18 protein-coding genes are annotated in these 16,686 nt (G+C 58.9%); 13 read left to right on the top strand and 5 right to left on the bottom strand.

The window, feature by feature from the left end; all coding sequences use genetic code 11:
* The first annotated feature begins 53 nt into the window (after positions 1 to 53).
* The 8 genes from pdhA (at position 54) to lipA (ending at position 7,806) form a co-directional block, all read left to right on the top strand.
* Positions 54 to 1,112, top strand: coding sequence for a pyruvate dehydrogenase (acetyl-transferring) E1 component subunit alpha (pdhA, locus tag GGE33_RS05690; protein WP_183821538.1), 1,059 nt, complete (start codon positions 54 to 56; stop codon positions 1,110 to 1,112).
* A gap of 20 nt (positions 1,113 to 1,132) precedes the next feature.
* Positions 1,133 to 2,512, top strand: a complete 1,380-nt coding sequence (locus tag GGE33_RS05695; RefSeq protein ID WP_183821539.1) for a pyruvate dehydrogenase complex E1 component subunit beta — start codon at positions 1,133 to 1,135, stop codon at positions 2,510 to 2,512.
* Between the two features lie 15 nt (positions 2,513 to 2,527).
* On the top strand, positions 2,528 to 3,865 hold the full coding sequence (locus GGE33_RS05700) for a pyruvate dehydrogenase complex dihydrolipoamide acetyltransferase (RefSeq protein ID WP_183821540.1): 1,338 nt from the start codon (positions 2,528 to 2,530) through the stop codon (positions 3,863 to 3,865).
* 18 nt (positions 3,866 to 3,883) lie between these two features.
* The gene (locus GGE33_RS05705; RefSeq protein ID WP_183821541.1) at positions 3,884 to 4,522 is read left to right on the top strand and encodes an SGNH/GDSL hydrolase family protein; all 639 of its coding nucleotides are present in this window, start codon (positions 3,884 to 3,886) and stop codon (positions 4,520 to 4,522) included.
* A gap of 71 nt (positions 4,523 to 4,593) precedes the next feature.
* Entirely contained in the window at positions 4,594 to 4,866 is a 273-nt protein-coding gene (locus GGE33_RS05710; RefSeq protein WP_183821542.1) for an HP1242/YdcH family protein, read from the top strand.
* Positions 4,867 to 4,941: 75 nt separating this feature from the next.
* Positions 4,942 to 6,387: a dihydrolipoyl dehydrogenase gene (lpdA, locus tag GGE33_RS05715; RefSeq protein ID WP_183821543.1), complete on the top strand. Its 1,446-nt coding sequence runs from the start codon at positions 4,942 to 4,944 to the stop codon at positions 6,385 to 6,387.
* Positions 6,388 to 6,471: 84 nt separating this feature from the next.
* A complete protein-coding gene (locus tag GGE33_RS05720; RefSeq protein ID WP_139677981.1) occupies positions 6,472 to 6,720 on the top strand; it encodes a GlsB/YeaQ/YmgE family stress response membrane protein in 249 nt (82 codons plus the stop codon).
* Positions 6,721 to 6,831: 111 nt separating this feature from the next.
* Positions 6,832 to 7,806, top strand: a complete 975-nt coding sequence (lipA, locus tag GGE33_RS05725; protein WP_183821544.1) for a lipoyl synthase — start codon at positions 6,832 to 6,834, stop codon at positions 7,804 to 7,806.
* A 21-nt stretch (positions 7,807 to 7,827) separates the two neighbouring features.
* Here the strand turns inward: lipA and GGE33_RS05730 are convergent, their stop codons facing one another.
* Positions 7,828 to 8,013 carry a hypothetical protein gene (locus GGE33_RS05730; RefSeq protein ID WP_148144882.1) on the bottom strand — a complete coding sequence of 62 codons (186 nt, stop codon included), beginning with the start codon at positions 8,011 to 8,013 and terminating at the stop codon, positions 7,828 to 7,830.
* Between the two features lie 174 nt (positions 8,014 to 8,187).
* On the opposite strand from GGE33_RS05730, the gene GGE33_RS05735 reads away from it, so the two are divergent.
* Complete coding sequence (locus tag GGE33_RS05735; protein ID WP_183821545.1) at positions 8,188 to 8,748, top strand: P-loop NTPase family protein; 561 nt, start codon at positions 8,188 to 8,190, stop codon at positions 8,746 to 8,748.
* Between the two features lie 31 nt (positions 8,749 to 8,779).
* A complete protein-coding gene (locus GGE33_RS05740; RefSeq protein WP_183821546.1) occupies positions 8,780 to 9,238 on the top strand; it encodes a type II toxin-antitoxin system RatA family toxin in 459 nt (152 codons plus the stop codon).
* A gap of 7 nt (positions 9,239 to 9,245) precedes the next feature.
* Here GGE33_RS05740 and GGE33_RS05745 read toward each other — a convergent pair whose 3' ends face one another.
* Positions 9,246 to 9,746 carry a CinA family protein gene (locus GGE33_RS05745; RefSeq protein WP_183821547.1) on the bottom strand — a complete coding sequence of 167 codons (501 nt, stop codon included), beginning with the start codon at positions 9,744 to 9,746 and terminating at the stop codon, positions 9,246 to 9,248.
* Positions 9,743 to 10,936 (bottom strand): bifunctional 2-C-methyl-D-erythritol 4-phosphate cytidylyltransferase/2-C-methyl-D-erythritol 2,4-cyclodiphosphate synthase, encoded by a 1,194-nt coding sequence (locus GGE33_RS05750; protein WP_183821548.1) that lies wholly within the window; start codon positions 10,934 to 10,936, stop codon positions 9,743 to 9,745. The genes GGE33_RS05745 and GGE33_RS05750 overlap by 4 nt, the downstream gene beginning before the upstream one ends.
* Positions 10,937 to 11,102: 166 nt before the next feature.
* On the opposite strand from GGE33_RS05750, the gene dusB reads away from it, so the two are divergent.
* From dusB to ntrC, 3 genes are read left to right on the top strand one after another with little or no spacing between them, the layout of a single operon-like run.
* Positions 11,103 to 12,131: a tRNA dihydrouridine synthase DusB gene (gene dusB / locus GGE33_RS05755; RefSeq protein ID WP_183821549.1), complete on the top strand. Its 1,029-nt coding sequence runs from the start codon at positions 11,103 to 11,105 to the stop codon at positions 12,129 to 12,131.
* Positions 12,128 to 13,276: a two-component system sensor histidine kinase NtrB gene (locus GGE33_RS05760; RefSeq protein ID WP_183821550.1), complete on the top strand. Its 1,149-nt coding sequence runs from the start codon at positions 12,128 to 12,130 to the stop codon at positions 13,274 to 13,276. The genes dusB and GGE33_RS05760 overlap by 4 nt, the downstream gene beginning before the upstream one ends.
* Positions 13,273 to 14,724: a nitrogen regulation protein NR(I) gene (gene ntrC / locus GGE33_RS05765; RefSeq protein WP_148144876.1), complete on the top strand. Its 1,452-nt coding sequence runs from the start codon at positions 13,273 to 13,275 to the stop codon at positions 14,722 to 14,724. The genes GGE33_RS05760 and ntrC overlap by 4 nt, the downstream gene beginning before the upstream one ends.
* Before the next feature lie 56 nt (positions 14,725 to 14,780).
* Here ntrC and GGE33_RS05770 read toward each other — a convergent pair whose 3' ends face one another.
* Positions 14,781 to 15,362, bottom strand: a complete 582-nt coding sequence (locus tag GGE33_RS05770) for an SCO family protein (protein ID WP_148144875.1) — start codon at positions 15,360 to 15,362, stop codon at positions 14,781 to 14,783.
* Between the two features lie 2 nt (positions 15,363 to 15,364).
* Positions 15,365 to 15,853, bottom strand: coding sequence for a copper chaperone PCu(A)C (locus GGE33_RS05775; protein WP_183821551.1), 489 nt, complete (start codon positions 15,851 to 15,853; stop codon positions 15,365 to 15,367).
* Positions 15,854 to 16,686 lie beyond the last annotated feature (833 nt).

A 16,686-nucleotide genomic window follows, 5' to 3' on the forward strand; every position in this document is an offset into this window, starting at 1 on the left:
GCATGTGCTCGTCTCGATGCCGCTCTTTCAATGCAGCACATAGGGAGGGATCGATGGCGCAAACCAAATCCGCGTCTGCATCCGGCCGCAAGCCAGCGGCAAAATCTGCCAGCAAAACAGCCTCGAAGGAATTTACCGGCAAGAATACGCCGGAATTCGGCAAGGACGACGATCTGCACGCGTATCGAGAGATGCTGCTGATCCGTCGCTTCGAAGAGAAGGCCGGCCAGCTCTATGGCATGGGCTTCATCGGCGGTTTCTGCCATCTCTATATCGGCCAGGAAGCTGTCGTCGTCGGCATGCAGATGGCGCAGCAGGAAGGCGATCAGGTCATCACCGCCTATCGCGACCACGGCCACATGCTTGCTTGCGGCATGAGCCCGCGTGGCGTCATGGCCGAGCTTACCGGTCGTCGCGGTGGCTTGTCCAAGGGCAAGGGCGGCTCGATGCACATGTTCTCCAAGGAGAAGCATTTCTACGGCGGTCACGGTATCGTCGGTGCGCAGGTGTCGCTCGGCACCGGTCTCGCCTTCGCCAATGCCTATCGCAACAATGACAGCGTATCTGTTGCCTATTTCGGCGATGGCGCTGCCAACCAGGGTCAGGTCTACGAGAGCTTCAATATGGCTGCTCTGTGGAAACTGCCGATCATCTACATCGTCGAGAACAACCGTTATGCCATGGGCACCTCGACCGCGCGCGCAACCGCACAGTCGAACTATTCGATGCGCGGCGTCGGCTTCGGCATTCCGGGTATCCAGGTGGATGGCATGGATGTGCGCGCCGTCAAGGCTGCGGCTGACGAGGCGCTCGCCCATTGCCGCTCCGGCAAGGGTCCGATCATTCTCGAAATGCTGACCTACCGTTACCGCGGTCACTCCATGTCCGACCCGGCAAAGTACCGCTCCAAGGAAGAAGTGCAGAAGATGCGCTCGGAGCAGGATCCGATCGAACAGGTTCGCAACCGTCTGCTCGAAAAGGGCTGGGCGTCCGAGGACGAACTGAAGGCGATCGACAAGGATATCCGCGACATCGTTACGGATAGCGCCGACTTCGCTCAGAACGATCCGGAGCCGGATGCATCCGAGCTCTACACCGATATCCTGCTCTAAGCGCGGGGAGGAAAGAACCTATGCCTATCGATATCCTGATGCCTGCACTTTCTCCGACGATGGAGGAAGGCACGCTTTCCAAATGGGTCAAGAAGGAAGGCGACACCGTCAAGTCCGGCGATGTCATTGCTGAAATCGAGACCGACAAGGCGACCATGGAAGTGGAAGCCGTCGATGAAGGCGTGATCGGCAAGCTGCTGGTCGAAGCCGGCACCGAAAACGTCAAGGTCAACACCAAGATCGCGATCCTGCTTGCCGAAGGCGAAAGCGCCGATGCGATCGGTTCTTCCGCTCCGGCAGCCGAAGCTCCGAAGGCCGAGGCACCTGCCGCTGAAGAAGCAAAGCCCGCATCCGCTTCGGTCCCGGCTCAGCCGAAGGTCGAAGTCGCTGCTGATCCGGATATCCCTGCCGGCACCGAAATGGTTTCGACGACCGTTCGCGAAGCTCTGCGCGACGCAATGGCTGAAGAAATGCGCCGCGATGGCGACGTATTCGTCATGGGTGAAGAAGTCGCCGAATATCAGGGCGCCTACAAGATCACGCAAGGGTTGCTGCAGGAATTCGGTGCCAAGCGCGTTGTCGATACTCCGATCACCGAACACGGTTTTGCCGGTATCGGCGTCGGTGCAGCCATGTCCGGCCTGAAGCCGATCGTCGAGTTCATGACGTTCAACTTCGCCATGCAGGCGATTGACCAGATCATCAACTCTGCTGCCAAGACGCTCTACATGTCGGGTGGTCAGATGGGTGCTCCGATCGTGTTCCGCGGTCCGAACGGCGCTGCTGCCCGCGTTGGCGCACAGCACAGCCAGGACTTCTCCTCGTGGTACAGCCAGATCCCCGGCCTCAAGGTCGTCATGCCTTACACGGCTGCCGACGCAAAGGGTCTCTTGAAGGCTGCTATCCGCGATCCGAACCCGGTCGTCTTCCTCGAAAACGAAATCCTCTACGGTCAGCATTTCGATGTGCCGAAGCTGGATGATTTCGTTCTGCCGATCGGCAAGGCGCGCATCCACCGCAAGGGCAAGGACGCAACGATCGTTTCCTTCGGTATCGGCATGACCTACGCCGTTAAGGCGGTTGCCAAACTCGAGAAGGAAGGCATCGATGTCGAACTGATCGACCTTCGCACGATCCGTCCGATGGACCTGCCGACCGTCATCGAATCCGTCAAGAAGACCGGTCGCCTCGTCACTGTCGAGGAAGGTTACCCGCAGAACTCGGTCGGCACCGAAATCGCCACCCGCGTCATGCAGCAGGCCTTCGACTATCTCGATGCCCCGGTTCTGACGATCGCCGGCAAGGACGTTCCGATGCCTTACGCCGCCAACCTCGAAAAGCTGGCTCTGCCGACTGTCGGCGAAGTCGTTCAGGCGGTCAAAACCGTCTGCTACAAGTAAGGGAAGGGTGATAGGATGCCTATCAACATCACCATGCCTGCCCTTTCTCCGACCATGGAAGAGGGCAACCTCGCTAAGTGGCTGGTCAAGGAAGGCGACAAGATCAAGTCCGGTGACGTGATCGCCGAGATCGAAACCGACAAAGCGACGATGGAAGTCGAAGCTGTCGACGAGGGCACGATCGCCAAGATCGTTGTTCCGGCCGGCACTGAATCGGTCAAGGTCAATGCACTGATCGCCATCATTGCCGAAGAAGGCGAAGACGTTGCGGCCGCTGCTGCCGGTGCGGGTTCCGCCTCGAAGGCGGAGGCTGCTCCGGCCGAAAAGACCGCTGAAGCTTCGAAGGCCGCCGTTCCGGTCACCGACGCTGCGCCGGCACCGTCGACGCCTGCTCCGGTTGCCGATGGCAAGCGCGTCTTCTCGTCGCCGCTCGCCCGTCGTCTCGCCAAGGAAGCTGGTCTCGATCTTTCTGCCGTCACCGGCACCGGCCCGCATGGCCGTGTGGTCAAGGCAGACGTCGAAAAGGCTGCCGCCGGCGGTGCAAAATCTGCTCCGGCTGCTGCACAATCCGCTGCCGCCCCGGCACCGGCTGCCGCAAAGGGTCCGTCGGACGAAAGCACGCTCAAGCTGTTTGCGGAAGGCTCCTACGAGCTTCTGCCGCATGACGGCATGCGCAAGACGATCGCCGCACGCCTGACCGAGTCCACCCAGACGGTTCCGTCCTACACGGTATCGATGGATTGCGAACTCGACGCGCTCCTGGCTCTGCGTGCCGAGATCAACAAGTCGGCTCCGGTGAACAAGACCGAGAAGGGCGAGGTTCCGGCCTTCAAGCTCTCCGTCAACGACTTCATCATCAAGGCGATGGCGCTGGCGCTGCGCGACTTTCCGATGGCAAACGCCTCCTGGACTTCGACCGCACGCGTGCTGCACAAGCATTCCGACGTCGGTGTCGCCGTTTCTATCCCGGACGGTCTGATCACGCCGATCGTTCGCAAGGCCGAAACCAAGGCCCTGTCGGTCATCTCCAACGAGGTGAAGGACATGGCCAAGCGCGCCCGCGACAAGAAGTTGAAGCCTGAAGAATACCAGGGTGGCACGACCTCGGTGTCCAACCTCGGCATGTTCGGCGTCTCTTCGTTCACTTCGATCGTCAATCTGCCGCAGGCCTCGATCGTGTCGATCGGTGCCGGCGTCGAGAAGCCGGTCGTCCGTAACGGCAAGATTGAAGTCGGTACGGTGATGTCGGCGACCTTCGCCTTCGACCACCGCGTCATCGATGGTGCGCTCGGTGCGGAACTCGCGTCCGCCTTCAAGCGCTACATCGAAAATCCGATGTCGATGCTGGTTTAACGGCAAAAGGACGGCGGGATGAGGACCGTTCTCTGCTTCGGCGACAGTCTCACCTGGGGGTATGACCCCGAAGGGCCGGGACGGCATGCTTTCGAGGATCGCTGGCCAAGCGTCCTCGGTGCAGCCCTCGGGCCCGGTGTGACCGTGATTGCCGAAGGGTTGAACGGCCGCACGACCGGCTATGACGATCACCTGGCCGATTGTGATCGCAACGGTGTGAAGAACCTTCCAACGGCGCTTCACACCCATATGCCGCTTGATCTCGTCGTCATAATGCTCGGTACCAACGATATGAAGCCGGCGATTGCCGGGACCGCTTATGCGGCCCGCGCCGGCTTGCAGAGGCTCGTAGGGCTGATCCGCCACCACGAGTATTCGTTCGATTATGATGCGCCGGAAATCCTGATCGTTTCGCCGCCGCCACTCTGTGAAACGGCCGATCCAGTGTTTTCGGCGATCTTCCGTAATGGCGTCGAGGAATCGGCGATGCTTGCATCGCTTTACCGTGATCTTGCCGATGATCTTGGCTGCGGTTTCTTCGATGCAGGTTCGGTTGCCCGTACCAGCCCGGTCGACGGTGTACACTTGACGCCTGAGGGAACTCGGGCAATTGGTCGCGGTCTGGAGCCGATCGTTCGAATGATGCTTGGCCTTTGATCTGGATCAACGGAGGTAATTTTAGGCGGACCTAGCGTGGACACTTCCTCACTAATAAAGGGATTTGTTCCATGTCTGGCACGCTGCATGAACTGGCCGCAGAATTTCCGGATTTCAGGGCGCTTGTGCGCCATCTCCAGGAAACGGATGGGCATTTTGCCCGACTGTGCCGGAGTTATGAAGACCTGAGCCGGAGGGTCCAACTGGCCGAGAGACGCAACGAGCCCGCAGGCGATGCAATGCTCATCGACATGTGCAAGCAGCGCAGGCAGCTCAAGGAAGAAATCTACGGGATGCTGGTTCAGCCTGAACCGGAAGCAGAAGCGATCAAGCTGGCGGTCTGACCGTCAGGCGCTTCCATCCCGTGAAGACCCAAGGTGTTTCGCCGGGGTCTCGACAGAAGAGGATTGGAAGCGCTCATGTCCAACGCTTATGACGTTATTGTAATCGGCTCCGGCCCTGGTGGTTATATCGCTGCGATCAGGGCCTCGCAGCTCGGCATGAAGGTCGCGGTCGTCGAACGCGAACACCTTGCCGGCATTTGCTCCAACTGGGGCTGCATCCCGACCAAGGCTCTGCTTCGCACCGCCGACGTGTTGCACACCGCCACCCATGCCAAGGATTACGGCCTGACGCTTGAAGGCTCTATCAAGCCGGACGTCAAGGCGATCGTTGCCCGTTCGCGCGGCATTGCCGCCCGCATGAACAACGGCGTCGGCTTCCTGTTCAAGAAGAACAAGGTCGATATCATCTGGGGTGAAGCCAAGCTCACCAAGCCTGGCGAGATCGTCGTTGGCAAGTCGACCAAGCCGGTCGTTCAGCCGCAGGGTCCGGTGCCGAAGAACACGCTGGGTGAGGGCACCTATACCGCCAAGCACATCATCGTTGCCACCGGCGCCCGTCCGCGCGCGCTGCCGGGTATCGAGCCTGATGGCAAGCTGATCTGGACCTATTTCGAAGCGATGAAGCCGGAAGAACTGCCGAAATCGCTGCTGGTCATGGGCTCGGGCGCGATCGGCATCGAATTCGCCTCCTTCTACCGCACGATGGGCGTAGACGTGACCGTCGTCGAAATCATGAGCCAGGTCATGCCGGTCGAAGACGCGGAAATCTCCGCCTTTGCCAAGAAGCAGTTCGAAAAGCAGGGCATCAAGATCCATCTGGAAGCCAAGGTCGCCAAGGTGGAGAAGGGTGCAAACTCGATCACTGCCACGATCGAAAAGAAGGACGGAACGTCTGAAAAGATCACGGCTGACCGGATGATCTCGGCTGTCGGCGTTCAGGCCAATATCGAAAACATCGGCCTCGAGGCCGCCGGCGTGAAGACCGACCGCGGCTTCATCGTCATCGATGGTTACGGCAAGACCAACGTTCCCGGCATCTACGCAATCGGTGACGTTGCCGGTGGCCCGCTTCTCGCTCACAAGGCCGAGCATGAAGCCGTTGTCTGCGTCGAGAAGATCGCTGGGCTGCCGAACGTCCATGCTACCGACAAGGGCAAGATCCCGGGCTGCACCTATTGCAACCCGCAGGTCGCCTCGGTTGGCCTGACGGAAGCCAAGGCCAAGGAACAGGGCCGCGACATCCGCGTCGGCCGCTTCTCCTTTGCCGCAAACGGCAAGGCCGTGGCGCTCGGCGAAGACCAGGGCATGGTCAAGACGATCTTCGACAAGAAGACCGGCGAACTGCTGGGTGCCCACATGGTCGGTGCGGAAGTTACCGAACTGATCCAGGGCTTTGTCGTCGCGATGAACCTTGAGACGACCGAAGAAGATCTGATGCACACCATCTTCCCGCATCCGACCATTTCGGAATCGATGAAGGAAAGTGTGCTGGATGCTTATGGGCGCGTTCTGAACGCCTGATACGGCTCCCCTATACGAACAAGAGGCGCTTCCCATTCATGATGGGGAGCGCCGAACGACTATCTGGGTCTTGGAGGAGGAATGATGGAAAGCGTTGGCTGGATCGGAGCGATCATCATCGGCGGACTGGCGGGCTGGCTTGCCGGCAAGCTGATGGACATGCGCTTCGGCATCTTCATGAACATCATCCTTGGTATCGTCGGTTCCGTGGTCGCGATCGCCGTGCTGGGAACGTTCGACGTCCCGGTAAAGGATAGCCGTCTCGGCTATTTCGTCACGGCTTTCCTTGGCGCGAGCCTTTTGCTATTCGTCGCCAAAATCGTCAGGCGCTAAAGTAGCGATCTGGCAGGTTATGCCGCGCAAACATTTGCCGCGGTTCATGCATAGAGAATCTCCGAACGACAACATGCTCCGACATCAATGCGGAGTTGAAGGCAGGATTTCATGGTCACCATTCTCGACAGGACCAATCTCTCCGAAGAGAAGCGCGTCCGCCATCCGGAAAAGGCGCATCGGCCCGATACCGAAGTGATGCGCAAGCCGGACTGGATCCGCGTCAAGGCGCCGGTATCGAAAGGCTACCAAGAAACTCGTGCGATCGTCCGTGAGAACAAGCTGGTGACAGTCTGCGAAGAGGCGGGCTGTCCCAACATAGGTGAGTGCTGGGACAAGAAGCACGCCACCTTCATGATCATGGGCGAAATCTGTACCCGCGCCTGCGCGTTCTGCAATGTCGCGACAGGCAAGCCGAACCCGCTCGACATGTCCGAACCGGAAAGCGTGGCACGCGCCGTCAAGGAAATGGGGCTGCAACACGTCGTCATTACCTCCGTCGACCGTGACGATCTGGACGATGGTGGTGCGGAACATTTCGAAAAGGTGATCTGGGCAATCCGTGCCGCATCACCGCTGACAACGATCGAAATCCTGACGCCGGACTTTTTGAAGAAGCCCGGTGCGCTGGAGCGCGTCGTCGCCGCCAAGCCGGACGTCTTCAACCATAATATGGAAACCGTTCCCGGCAATTATCTCACGGTTCGCCCAGGCGCCCGGTATTTCCACTCGATCCGGCTGTTGCAACGGGTGAAGGAACTCGACCCGACGATGTTCACCAAGTCCGGCATCATGGTTGGCCTCGGTGAAGAGCGTAATGAAGTTCTGCAGCTGATGGATGATCTGAGAACCGCGGATGTCGACTTCCTGACAATCGGCCAGTATCTGCAGCCGACGCGCAAGCATCACAAGGTCGAGAAATTCGTTACACCGGAAGAGTTCAAGTCTTACGAGACAGTGGCTTATACGAAGGGCTTCCTGATGGTCGCTTCGAGCCCGCTCACGCGTTCGTCGCATCATGCTGGTGACGACTTTGCCCGGTTGCGAGCTGCGCGTGAAAAGAAGCTACTGGCTGCCGCCGAATAAGGCGGCAACCTCTCTCACTGGTTATTCAGCGGCCTCGATCTTGGGGCGCTTGTCCTGGCCGTGCCTGCGTTCACGCAGTGTGCCCTTCTGTCCGCGTGCTTCACCTTTTGCCATTTCGATGAAATAGGCGAGCATCGGCATGCCGTTCATATCCGCAAGCTGCTTAGCGGATTCGAGCAGCTTTATCATCTGTGCGAAATCGTCCATGGGTATGCGTCTTTCGGATCGATAGATTTTAGAATGTTGCAATGCACCAATATAGGCGGGATTGCGACGAGGGAATATTACAACTCCCCTCAAGCTACATTAATTTTCTTTAACTTGAAAATCGTCAAACCGAAGATGTGCGTTGCAGCGGACACATAACAGGTGGGAAATCAGTTGCATATTGTCAATCCGGAGGACGCGGCACGAGTGCTTCATGCTTGCGAGCGCGTGCTTGTGATCGGCTGTTCGGGAGGCGGTAAGTCGACGCTTTCGCGGAAGCTGAGCGATAGATTGCGGCTGCCCTATATCTCGATGGACCGAGATTTTTACTGGCTGCCGGGCTGGGTGAAGCGGGATCGTGAGACGACGCGGGCCTTGATTTCGGAAGCGGTGTCCCGAGATCGCTGGATCATGGATGGCACGGGTTCATCCAGTTTCGAACTGAGAATGCCGCGCGCAAATGCGATCATCTGGGTGCGGATGCCGCGCTGGCTTTGCCTATGGGGTGTAATTTCCCGCAGCCTTCGCCATCTGGGGCAAACGCGGCCGGACATGGCGCCGGGATGTCCGGAGAGACTGTTCGATCGCGAATTCCTATCCTTCATCTGGAATTTCGAGCGGCAGACGTCACCGAGGATCGTGGACGGGGTTCGGCGTTTCAGTCCTGACTGTCCCGTATTGATCCTGACCTCCCGCGGTCAGATGCGGCAGCTTCTCTCCCTTGTCGGGGCTTGATCTTCCAAAGACCTCAGCTTAACTCCACGTCATGCCAAAGTTCGACATTCGCCGCCCGGTCAAGCACAGCCCCGAAAAGATGTACGCCCTCGTTGCGGATATCGAACGCTATCCGGAATTCCTGCCGCTATGCGAGGCGCTCAGCATTCGCAGTTCCAAGGAGCGGGACGGCAAGACCCTGCTCCTGGCCGACATGACGGTGGGCTACAAGGCGATCAAGGAAACCTTCACCACCCAGGTGCTCCTCAATCCGGCCGAACAGGCGATCGACGTCAAGTATATCGAGGGGCCGTTCAAGTATCTCGACAACCGCTGGCGTTTCGAGCCGCCGACCGATGGCGGTGACGGTTGTGTCGTGCATTTCTACATAGACTACGAGTTCAAAAGCATAATTCTCGGCGCGCTGATGGGCTCGATGTTCGATCGTGCTTTTCGCATGTTTACCGATGCTTTCGAGAGCCGCGCAGACAAGATTTATGCCGCGGCCTGAGAGCCGCTCAAACGCCTGCCACTTCGATCAGCATCTCAAAGGCCGTGCGCAGGGTTGCAAGGCGCACTTCGTTGCGGCCTATATCGCCGTAGCGCATTTCCCGATGCAGGATCGTACCAGCGCGGCTGCGCGCCGCGATGTGTACGAGGCCGACAGGCTTTTCCGCCGATCCGCCACCGGGTCCGGCGATTCCTGTCACGGCGACCGCAATATCGGCGCGTGAGCGGAAGAGGGCTCCCTGAACCATCTGAAGCGCGGTCTGCTCCGATACGGCGCCATAAGCCTTCAACGTCGCGGCATTGACACCCAGCAGATCCATCTTGGCTTCGTTGGTATAGGTGACGAAGCCGCGGTCGACCACGGCGGAGGAGCCGCTGATATCCGTCAACGCGCCGACAATGAGGCCGCCTGTGCAGGATTCGGCTGTGGAGATCATCAATCCGCGTTCGGAAAATGCCCAGACGATCCGGCGTGCATCATCCTCTATGTCTATCGGAAAAAGGCTCATGCCTGCGATCCGCGATAAACGACGGTCGCGGTTGCGATGGCGGCTATTCCTTCGCGGCGGCCGACAAAGCCGATCGTCTCGTTGGTCGTTGCCTTTACCGAGCAACGGTCGAGCGAAATACCGAGAATTGCCGCCATGTTCTCGCGCATCTTGTCGCGGTGAGGGCCGACTTTCGGTGCCTCGGCAATCAACGATACGTCGGCATTCATGATTGTGCCGCCTTTTTCGCGCACGATTTTTGCCGCGTGGTCGAGGAAGATCTTTGAAGGTGCTCCTTTCCACTGCATGTCGGAGGGCGGGAAATGGTCGCCGATATCGCCGGCGCCGCATGTGGCGAGCAGCGCGTCGGTCAGGGCGTGCAGCGCGACGTCCGCATCCGAATGGCCGGACAGTTTCTGGTCATGGGGAATGAAGACGCCGCAAAGCGTCACGCCATCACCCGGTACGAGCTGGTGCACGTCATAGCCGTTGCCTGTTCGGACGTCAGGGAGGAGGGCGTTTGCTGTAAGCCTTTCATCGGCCATGGTCATGTCCCGTTTCACGGTAAGCTTGATATTGTCGACGGAGCCTTCGACGATTGAAACCGACAGTCCGGACCATTCGGCGATTGCTGCGTCATCGGTAAAATCGTCGCGGCGAAGCGCCGCAGCCTTTTCATGCGCAGAGCGGATTTCCGACAGCAGGAAACTTTGAGGCGTCTGGGCGGCATAAAGTCCTGAGCGCGGAACCGTTTCGTGCACGAGGCCATCACTGCCGCTGCGTTTCAATGTGTCGGTGACGGCGACGGCCGGCAGGACGGCATCGACGCCGTTGTCGAATGCTTCAGCAATTCGATCGAGCATTGCGTGATCGACGAAGGGGCGTGCTGCATCATGGATCATTACATGGGTTGCTTCGGTGGCGGAAAGAGCTTTGAGGCCCTCATAAACAGAGCGTTGCCGCGTGTTTCCGCCGAAGGCGAGAGTGATGTCTGACGCCGCAAGCCCGACTGTCGCCGCCGCATACAGTTCCTCGTCATCCGGATGGATGACGACGACGATCGGTCCGCGTCTTTGCCAGCTCAGAAAGGTGTCGAGCGTATGGGCGATAACCGGCCGGCCGCCGATCGGACGATATTGCTTCGGCCCCTCGTCCGGTGAGCCAACTCTTTCCCCTCGTCCTGCCGCGACGATGACGATGCCGATTGTCATGGAGTTGCTGTTCCCGTCCTGTAGTGGATTTCTTCAATATCGATTTGGATTGACAGGGCGAGAACTATAGCCTCAAAAGCCGTATTTCCAGCACGTCGCTTAAAAATAACGCAGTTCCGGAATTGCTCTTGGCAAACGCTCAAGAGCTGAATAAAAATAGTGCATAATGCGGACTTGCCTGAAAGATCATCAATTGCATTGCAGCGACCTCGCCAGACCATTTCAGATCGGATCGGTCACTGTCCGCAATCGGGCGGTGCTTGCGCCGATGTCGGGAGTAACCGACCTTGCTTTCCGTAAGCTTGCATGGCGCTTCGGGGCGGGCCTTGTCGTTACCGAAATGGTGGCGAGCCGCGAGCTTGCGATGAACAAGGGTGAATCCTGGGCGCGACTGAAGAATGCCGGCATGACGCCGCATATGGTGCAACTGGCAGGTCGCGAAGCCTATTGGATGGCTGAGGCTGCGAAGATTTCCGCCGACAATGGCGCCGACATCATCGATATCAATATGGGGTGTCCCGCCAAGAAGGTAACCGGCGGTTATTCCGGATCGGCCCTGATGCGGGATCCGGACCATGCGTTGTCGATGATCGAGGCAACGGTGAAGGCCGTTTCCGTCCCGGTCACGGTGAAGATGCGGCTGGGCTGGGATCATGACAGTCTCAACGCTCCACTGATTGCGCGCCGCGCGCAGGAGGCGGGTGTTCAGCTTGTCACCGTGCATGGACGCACCCGTATGCAGTTCTACGAAGGCAAGGCGGATTGGGACGCTATTTACGCCGTGCGCGACGTGCTCTCCATTCCGCTGATTGCCAATGGTGACGTGCAGACGCCTGAGGATGCGACGGAAATCCTGCGCCGGTCGGGTGCGGATGCAGTCATGGTCGGTCGCGGCGCGCAGGGGCGCCCCTGGCATGTCGGCTGGCTCGCAGGCCATGCGGCACCGGCGGCAAACGAAATCTGCGCCATCGTCATAGAACACTATGAGGCGATGCTCGAGTTTTACGGCGTCGAGGCCGGGCTCAGGCACGCCCGCAAACAACTCGGCTGGTATATCGAACGTCAGGATTGCGACATTTCGGCAGAGGACAAGGCTGCCATCATGATGTCTCGTGATCCGGCTGATGTTATCCGCCGCCTTACATCCGTTTTCGAAAACGGCGCATCAATACCGGCCCGCAAGGAGGCTGCATGACAAAGTCCGCCGTTCAGGATGCTGCCCATGGGCAGGCGCTGGCCATGGCCGTCCTCAATTCCGTGCAGAACCCGGTCATTCTGGTCGATCAGGCGGGGAAGATCGCGTTTGCCAACTGGGAGGCGGAAGCCTTTTTCGGGGCAAGCGCAGCGCATCTGGCCAAATACAAGATTTCGAGCTTCATTCCGTTCGGCAGCCCGCTTCTGGCGCTGATCGATCAGGTGCGGGAGCGCAAAGCGCCGGTCAACGAGTATCGCGTCGACCTGTCCTCGCCAAAACTCGGTCAGGAAAAGCTGGTCGATTTGTATGTCGCACCGGTGGTGAGCGAACCCGGTTCTGTCGTCGTGGTGTTCCAGGAACGCTCGATGGCGGACAAGATTGATCGCCAGCTGACCCATCGCGCGGCAGCCCGCTCGGTCACGGGACTTGCCTCGATGCTGGCGCACGAGATCAAGAACCCGCTGTCAGGCATTCGCGGTGCGGCGCAGTTGCTCGAATCGGTCGTGCCGGATGACGACCGCCCGCTGACGCGGCTGATCTGCGACGAGACCGACCGGATCGTATCTCTGGTCGATCGTATGGAAGTGTTCTCCGACGAGCGCCCGGTCGATCGTGTGCCGCTCAACATTCACTCCGTGCTCGATCATGTTAAGGCTGTCGCCAAGGCCGGCTTTGCCCGCGAAATCAAGATTTCGGAGATGTACGATCCGTCGCTGCCGCCGGTCTATGCCAACCGCGATCAACTGGTTCAGGTGTTTCTCAACCTGATCAAGAATGCGGCCGAAGCTGTGGATGGCCAGGCTGACGCAGAAATCATGCTGACGACGGCCTATCGCCCCGGTATCCGTCTCTCTGTCGCCGGCACGCGTGAGAAGATTTCTCTGCCGCTGGAATTTTGCGTTATCGACAATGGTCCCGGCGTACCGGCGGACCTTGTTCCCAACCTTTTCGACCCGTTCATCACCACAAAGACCAACGGTTCCGGCCTCGGGCTGGCGCTGGTCGCCAAGATCATCGGCGGCCATGGCGGCATAGTCGAATGCGACAGCCAGGCGCGCCGGACCATATTCCGTGTTCTGATGCCCATGCACAAGGAAGAAGCCGGTGACGGCCGCGCCTTGAACTCCACAGGAAGCGAAAAATGACTGCCACGATCCTTGTCGCCGACGACGACGCGGCCATACGTACCGTCCTGAACCAGGCCCTGACCCGGGCCGGTTACGAGGTACGCATCACGTCGAATGCCGCCACGCTGTGGCGATGGGTTTCGGCTGGAGAGGGTGACCTCGTCGTGACCGACGTCGTCATGCCGGACGAAAACGCCTTCGACCTTCTGCCGCGGATCAAGAAGGCTCGCCCCGATCTGCCGGTGCTCGTCATGAGCGCGCAGAATACGTTCATGACGGCGATCCGGGCATCGGAAAAGGGTGCCTATGATTATCTTCCGAAGCCCTTCGACCTCACGGAACTGATTGCCATCATCGGCCGGGCGCTGGCCGAGCCGAAGCGCAAGCCTGCCCGTCTCGATGACGACATGCAGGACGGCATGCCCCTGGTTGGTCGCTCTGCCGCGATGCAGGAAATCTACCGCGTTCTCGCCCGTCTGATGCAGACGGACCTGACGCTGATGATCACCGGTGAATCGGGTACCGGCAAGGAACTCGTTGCGCGCGCGCTGCACGATTACGGCAAGCGCCGTAACGGTCCGTTCGTGGCGATCAACATGGCCGCCATTCCGCGCGACCTGATCGAATCGGAATTGTTCGGTCACGAGAAGGGCGCCTTTACCGGTGCGCAAAACCGCTCGACCGGTCGTTTCGAACAGGCCGAGGGTGGCACGCTGTTCCTCGACGAAATCGGCGACATGCCGATGGATGCCCAGACGCGTCTCTTACGCGTACTGCAGCAGGGCGAATATACGACGGTCGGCGGGCGCACGCCGATCCGCACCGACGTGCGCATCGTTGCTGCCACCAACAAGGATCTGAAGCACCTGATCAATCAGGGCCTGTTCCGCGAAGATCTTTATTATCGCCTCAATGTCGTGCCGCTGCGCCTGCCGCCGTTGCGCGACCGCGCGGAAGATATTCCCGATCTCGTCCGACACTTCATGCAGATGGCGGAAAAGGAAGGGCTTGACGGCAAGCGTTTCGACAGCGAGGCGCTGGACGTGATGAAGTCCTATGCCTGGCCGGGCAACGTGCGCGAACTGGAAAACCTGGTGCGCCGCCTGATGGCGCTTTATCCGCAAGAGGTGATCACGAGGGAGATCATCGATACGGAATTGCGGTCGGACGTGCCCGACAGCCCCATCGACAAGGTAAGTCCACGCGGCGGTTCACTGACCATCGCTCAGGCGGTGGAAGAAAACATGCGGACCTATTTTGCAGGGTTCGGCGACAACCTGCCGCCGCCTGGCCTTTACGATCGTGTCCTGACCGAAATGGAATATCCACTGATCCTTGCTGCGCTGACTGCAACCCGTGGCAACCAGATCAAGGCGGCTGACCTGCTCGGTCTCAACCGTAACACGCTTCGCAAGAAGATCCGCGAACTCGGCGTGTCGGTCTATCGCAGTTCGCGTTCAGCATGATCCTTTGCGGACGCCGGATTACTGTCCGGCGTCCGATCCAGTAACGCTCTGCGTTGTTACAGGAGTCTGCTGCGGATTTTTTCAACCGCATCGTCGGAGTCCGCACCATATGGGATAAGGCCTTTCAGGCGGCCATCGGCGCCGATGAGGAAAAGATCCATTGTATGGCTCATGGAATAGCCGCCGCTCTTGTTCGGCACCTTTTCCGCAAATGCCTTCCAGCCGGCTATTACCCGCTTCATTTCTTCAGGCGTACCGGTCACGCCGGTGATCCGGTCTGAAAACGCGGTGACATATCCGTTCATGATCTCGGGCGTATCCCGTTCCGGATCGACCGTGAACAGGTAGCTCTTGATCGGAGCACCTTCTTCTCCGAGCTGGTTCAGATATCCCGCAACCTCGAAAAGCGTTGTCGGGCAAACCTCGGGGCAATGCGTATAGCCGAAATAGACCAGTGACGGATTGCCCTTGAAGATCGACTGGTCGACCGTTTCACCCTTGTCGTTAACCAGGGAGAAGGCGGTGCCGAACTTGCTGTTTCGCGGCTCATCCTTGAAGGTGAAGAACAGGATGCCGACCAGCACACAGAAGAAGGCCGCGCAGATCGTCGTGGCGATCAGCATGAACGGATTTTTCATCGTCATTTCCCGTGTTCAGCGTGTGCATCACTGCCCTTGTCGCCTGCTCCCGGGCCAACAGCAAATTCGACATCGACGGACCCTGCTTTCTCAAACACCAGCGTCGCCTTGATCATCTCACCTTCCTTGAAGGGCTGCGGCACGTTGATGAACATCAGGTGGTAGCTGCCGGGCTTGAGTTCGACCGTGGTGTTGGCCGGAATTGCGATGCCTGCTTCAAGTTCGCGCATCTGCATCACGGCGCCGTTCATCTTCATCTCGTGCAGCTCAACACTGCCGGCGCGATCGGATGTGACGCTGACGAGGCGGTCTGCCGGTCCGTTATTTGTAATCTTGAAATAGCCACCGCCAACCTTTGCCATGGGCAACATTGCCCGGGAATAGGGGTGACCGATTTCGATCTGGCCGAGCTTGAAGCCATGCGCCTGGGCAGAGCCGAATGCGAGCATGGTGCCGAGCACGGCATAGGTGGCGATGTTCCTGATGAACATGAGTGTCTCCGAGGGAGTGTTCCTGTTGGCTTTTGCCTACCGAAGGAGAAAGCGCGCTCCGGTGACGGCCAACTAATGATGAAGGGCAAAGCGGTTAAAACTGCTTTGAAATGATAGATTGATGTTCCTGCCGTATCGGCGGACGATCAGGCGAGCGAGGGAGGTGCTCTGGCGTCAGGCAATAGACCCCGACGCGTTGGTTCCGGTGTCGGGAGGACTGCGAAAACGATATTCGCCGGCGCCTGTGCCAAAGATACTTGCAAGGCAAGGCCGGCAGACAGGATCGCGGATGTGACAGAATGTGTCAGTCGGCACAGGCTTGCGCAGGGGCAGTCTGCACTTCGTTTCAGCGGTTTATCTGAACTGTCAGGCTGTGCGTCAAAAACGCCATTGGAGCCGCAAAGGACGTGAAGCTGATCTTGAGCGACGATCGCTGTCGACGCCCTTGCCATATTTCCGGTGAAGCCCTGAAATGCCAACAGGTAGCCAAGGGCTACGGCCAGTGCTGTAGCCAGAATCCTGTCCGATAGGATTTGCCGGATCGCCTTCATGATATCTCCATGCCACAGGCCGAAGATAAAGTCACCGGTGCGATCAAATTGTGCGGGTCGCGCCTCCGCGCTTCGCCTCTATCAGCAAGAGGCGTCTTTTCCTTGAGTGTACTGAAATACCACTTTTGCGGTTGGCTATTTCCGTGGACATCCACTCATTGTGATGTGCCCAAATCACTGGCTGCTTGACAGTTGGAGATGATCGTTGCATTTTCGCCACAATGCGTTGCTTAGAGGTCACGCAGGTGGCCTAGTGAGACCGGCGGCATTTTTCGGTCAAAC

The organism is Aliirhizobium cellulosilyticum (assembly GCF_014198105.1).
Lineage (GTDB): Bacteria > Pseudomonadota > Alphaproteobacteria > Rhizobiales > Rhizobiaceae > Neorhizobium > Neorhizobium cellulosilyticum.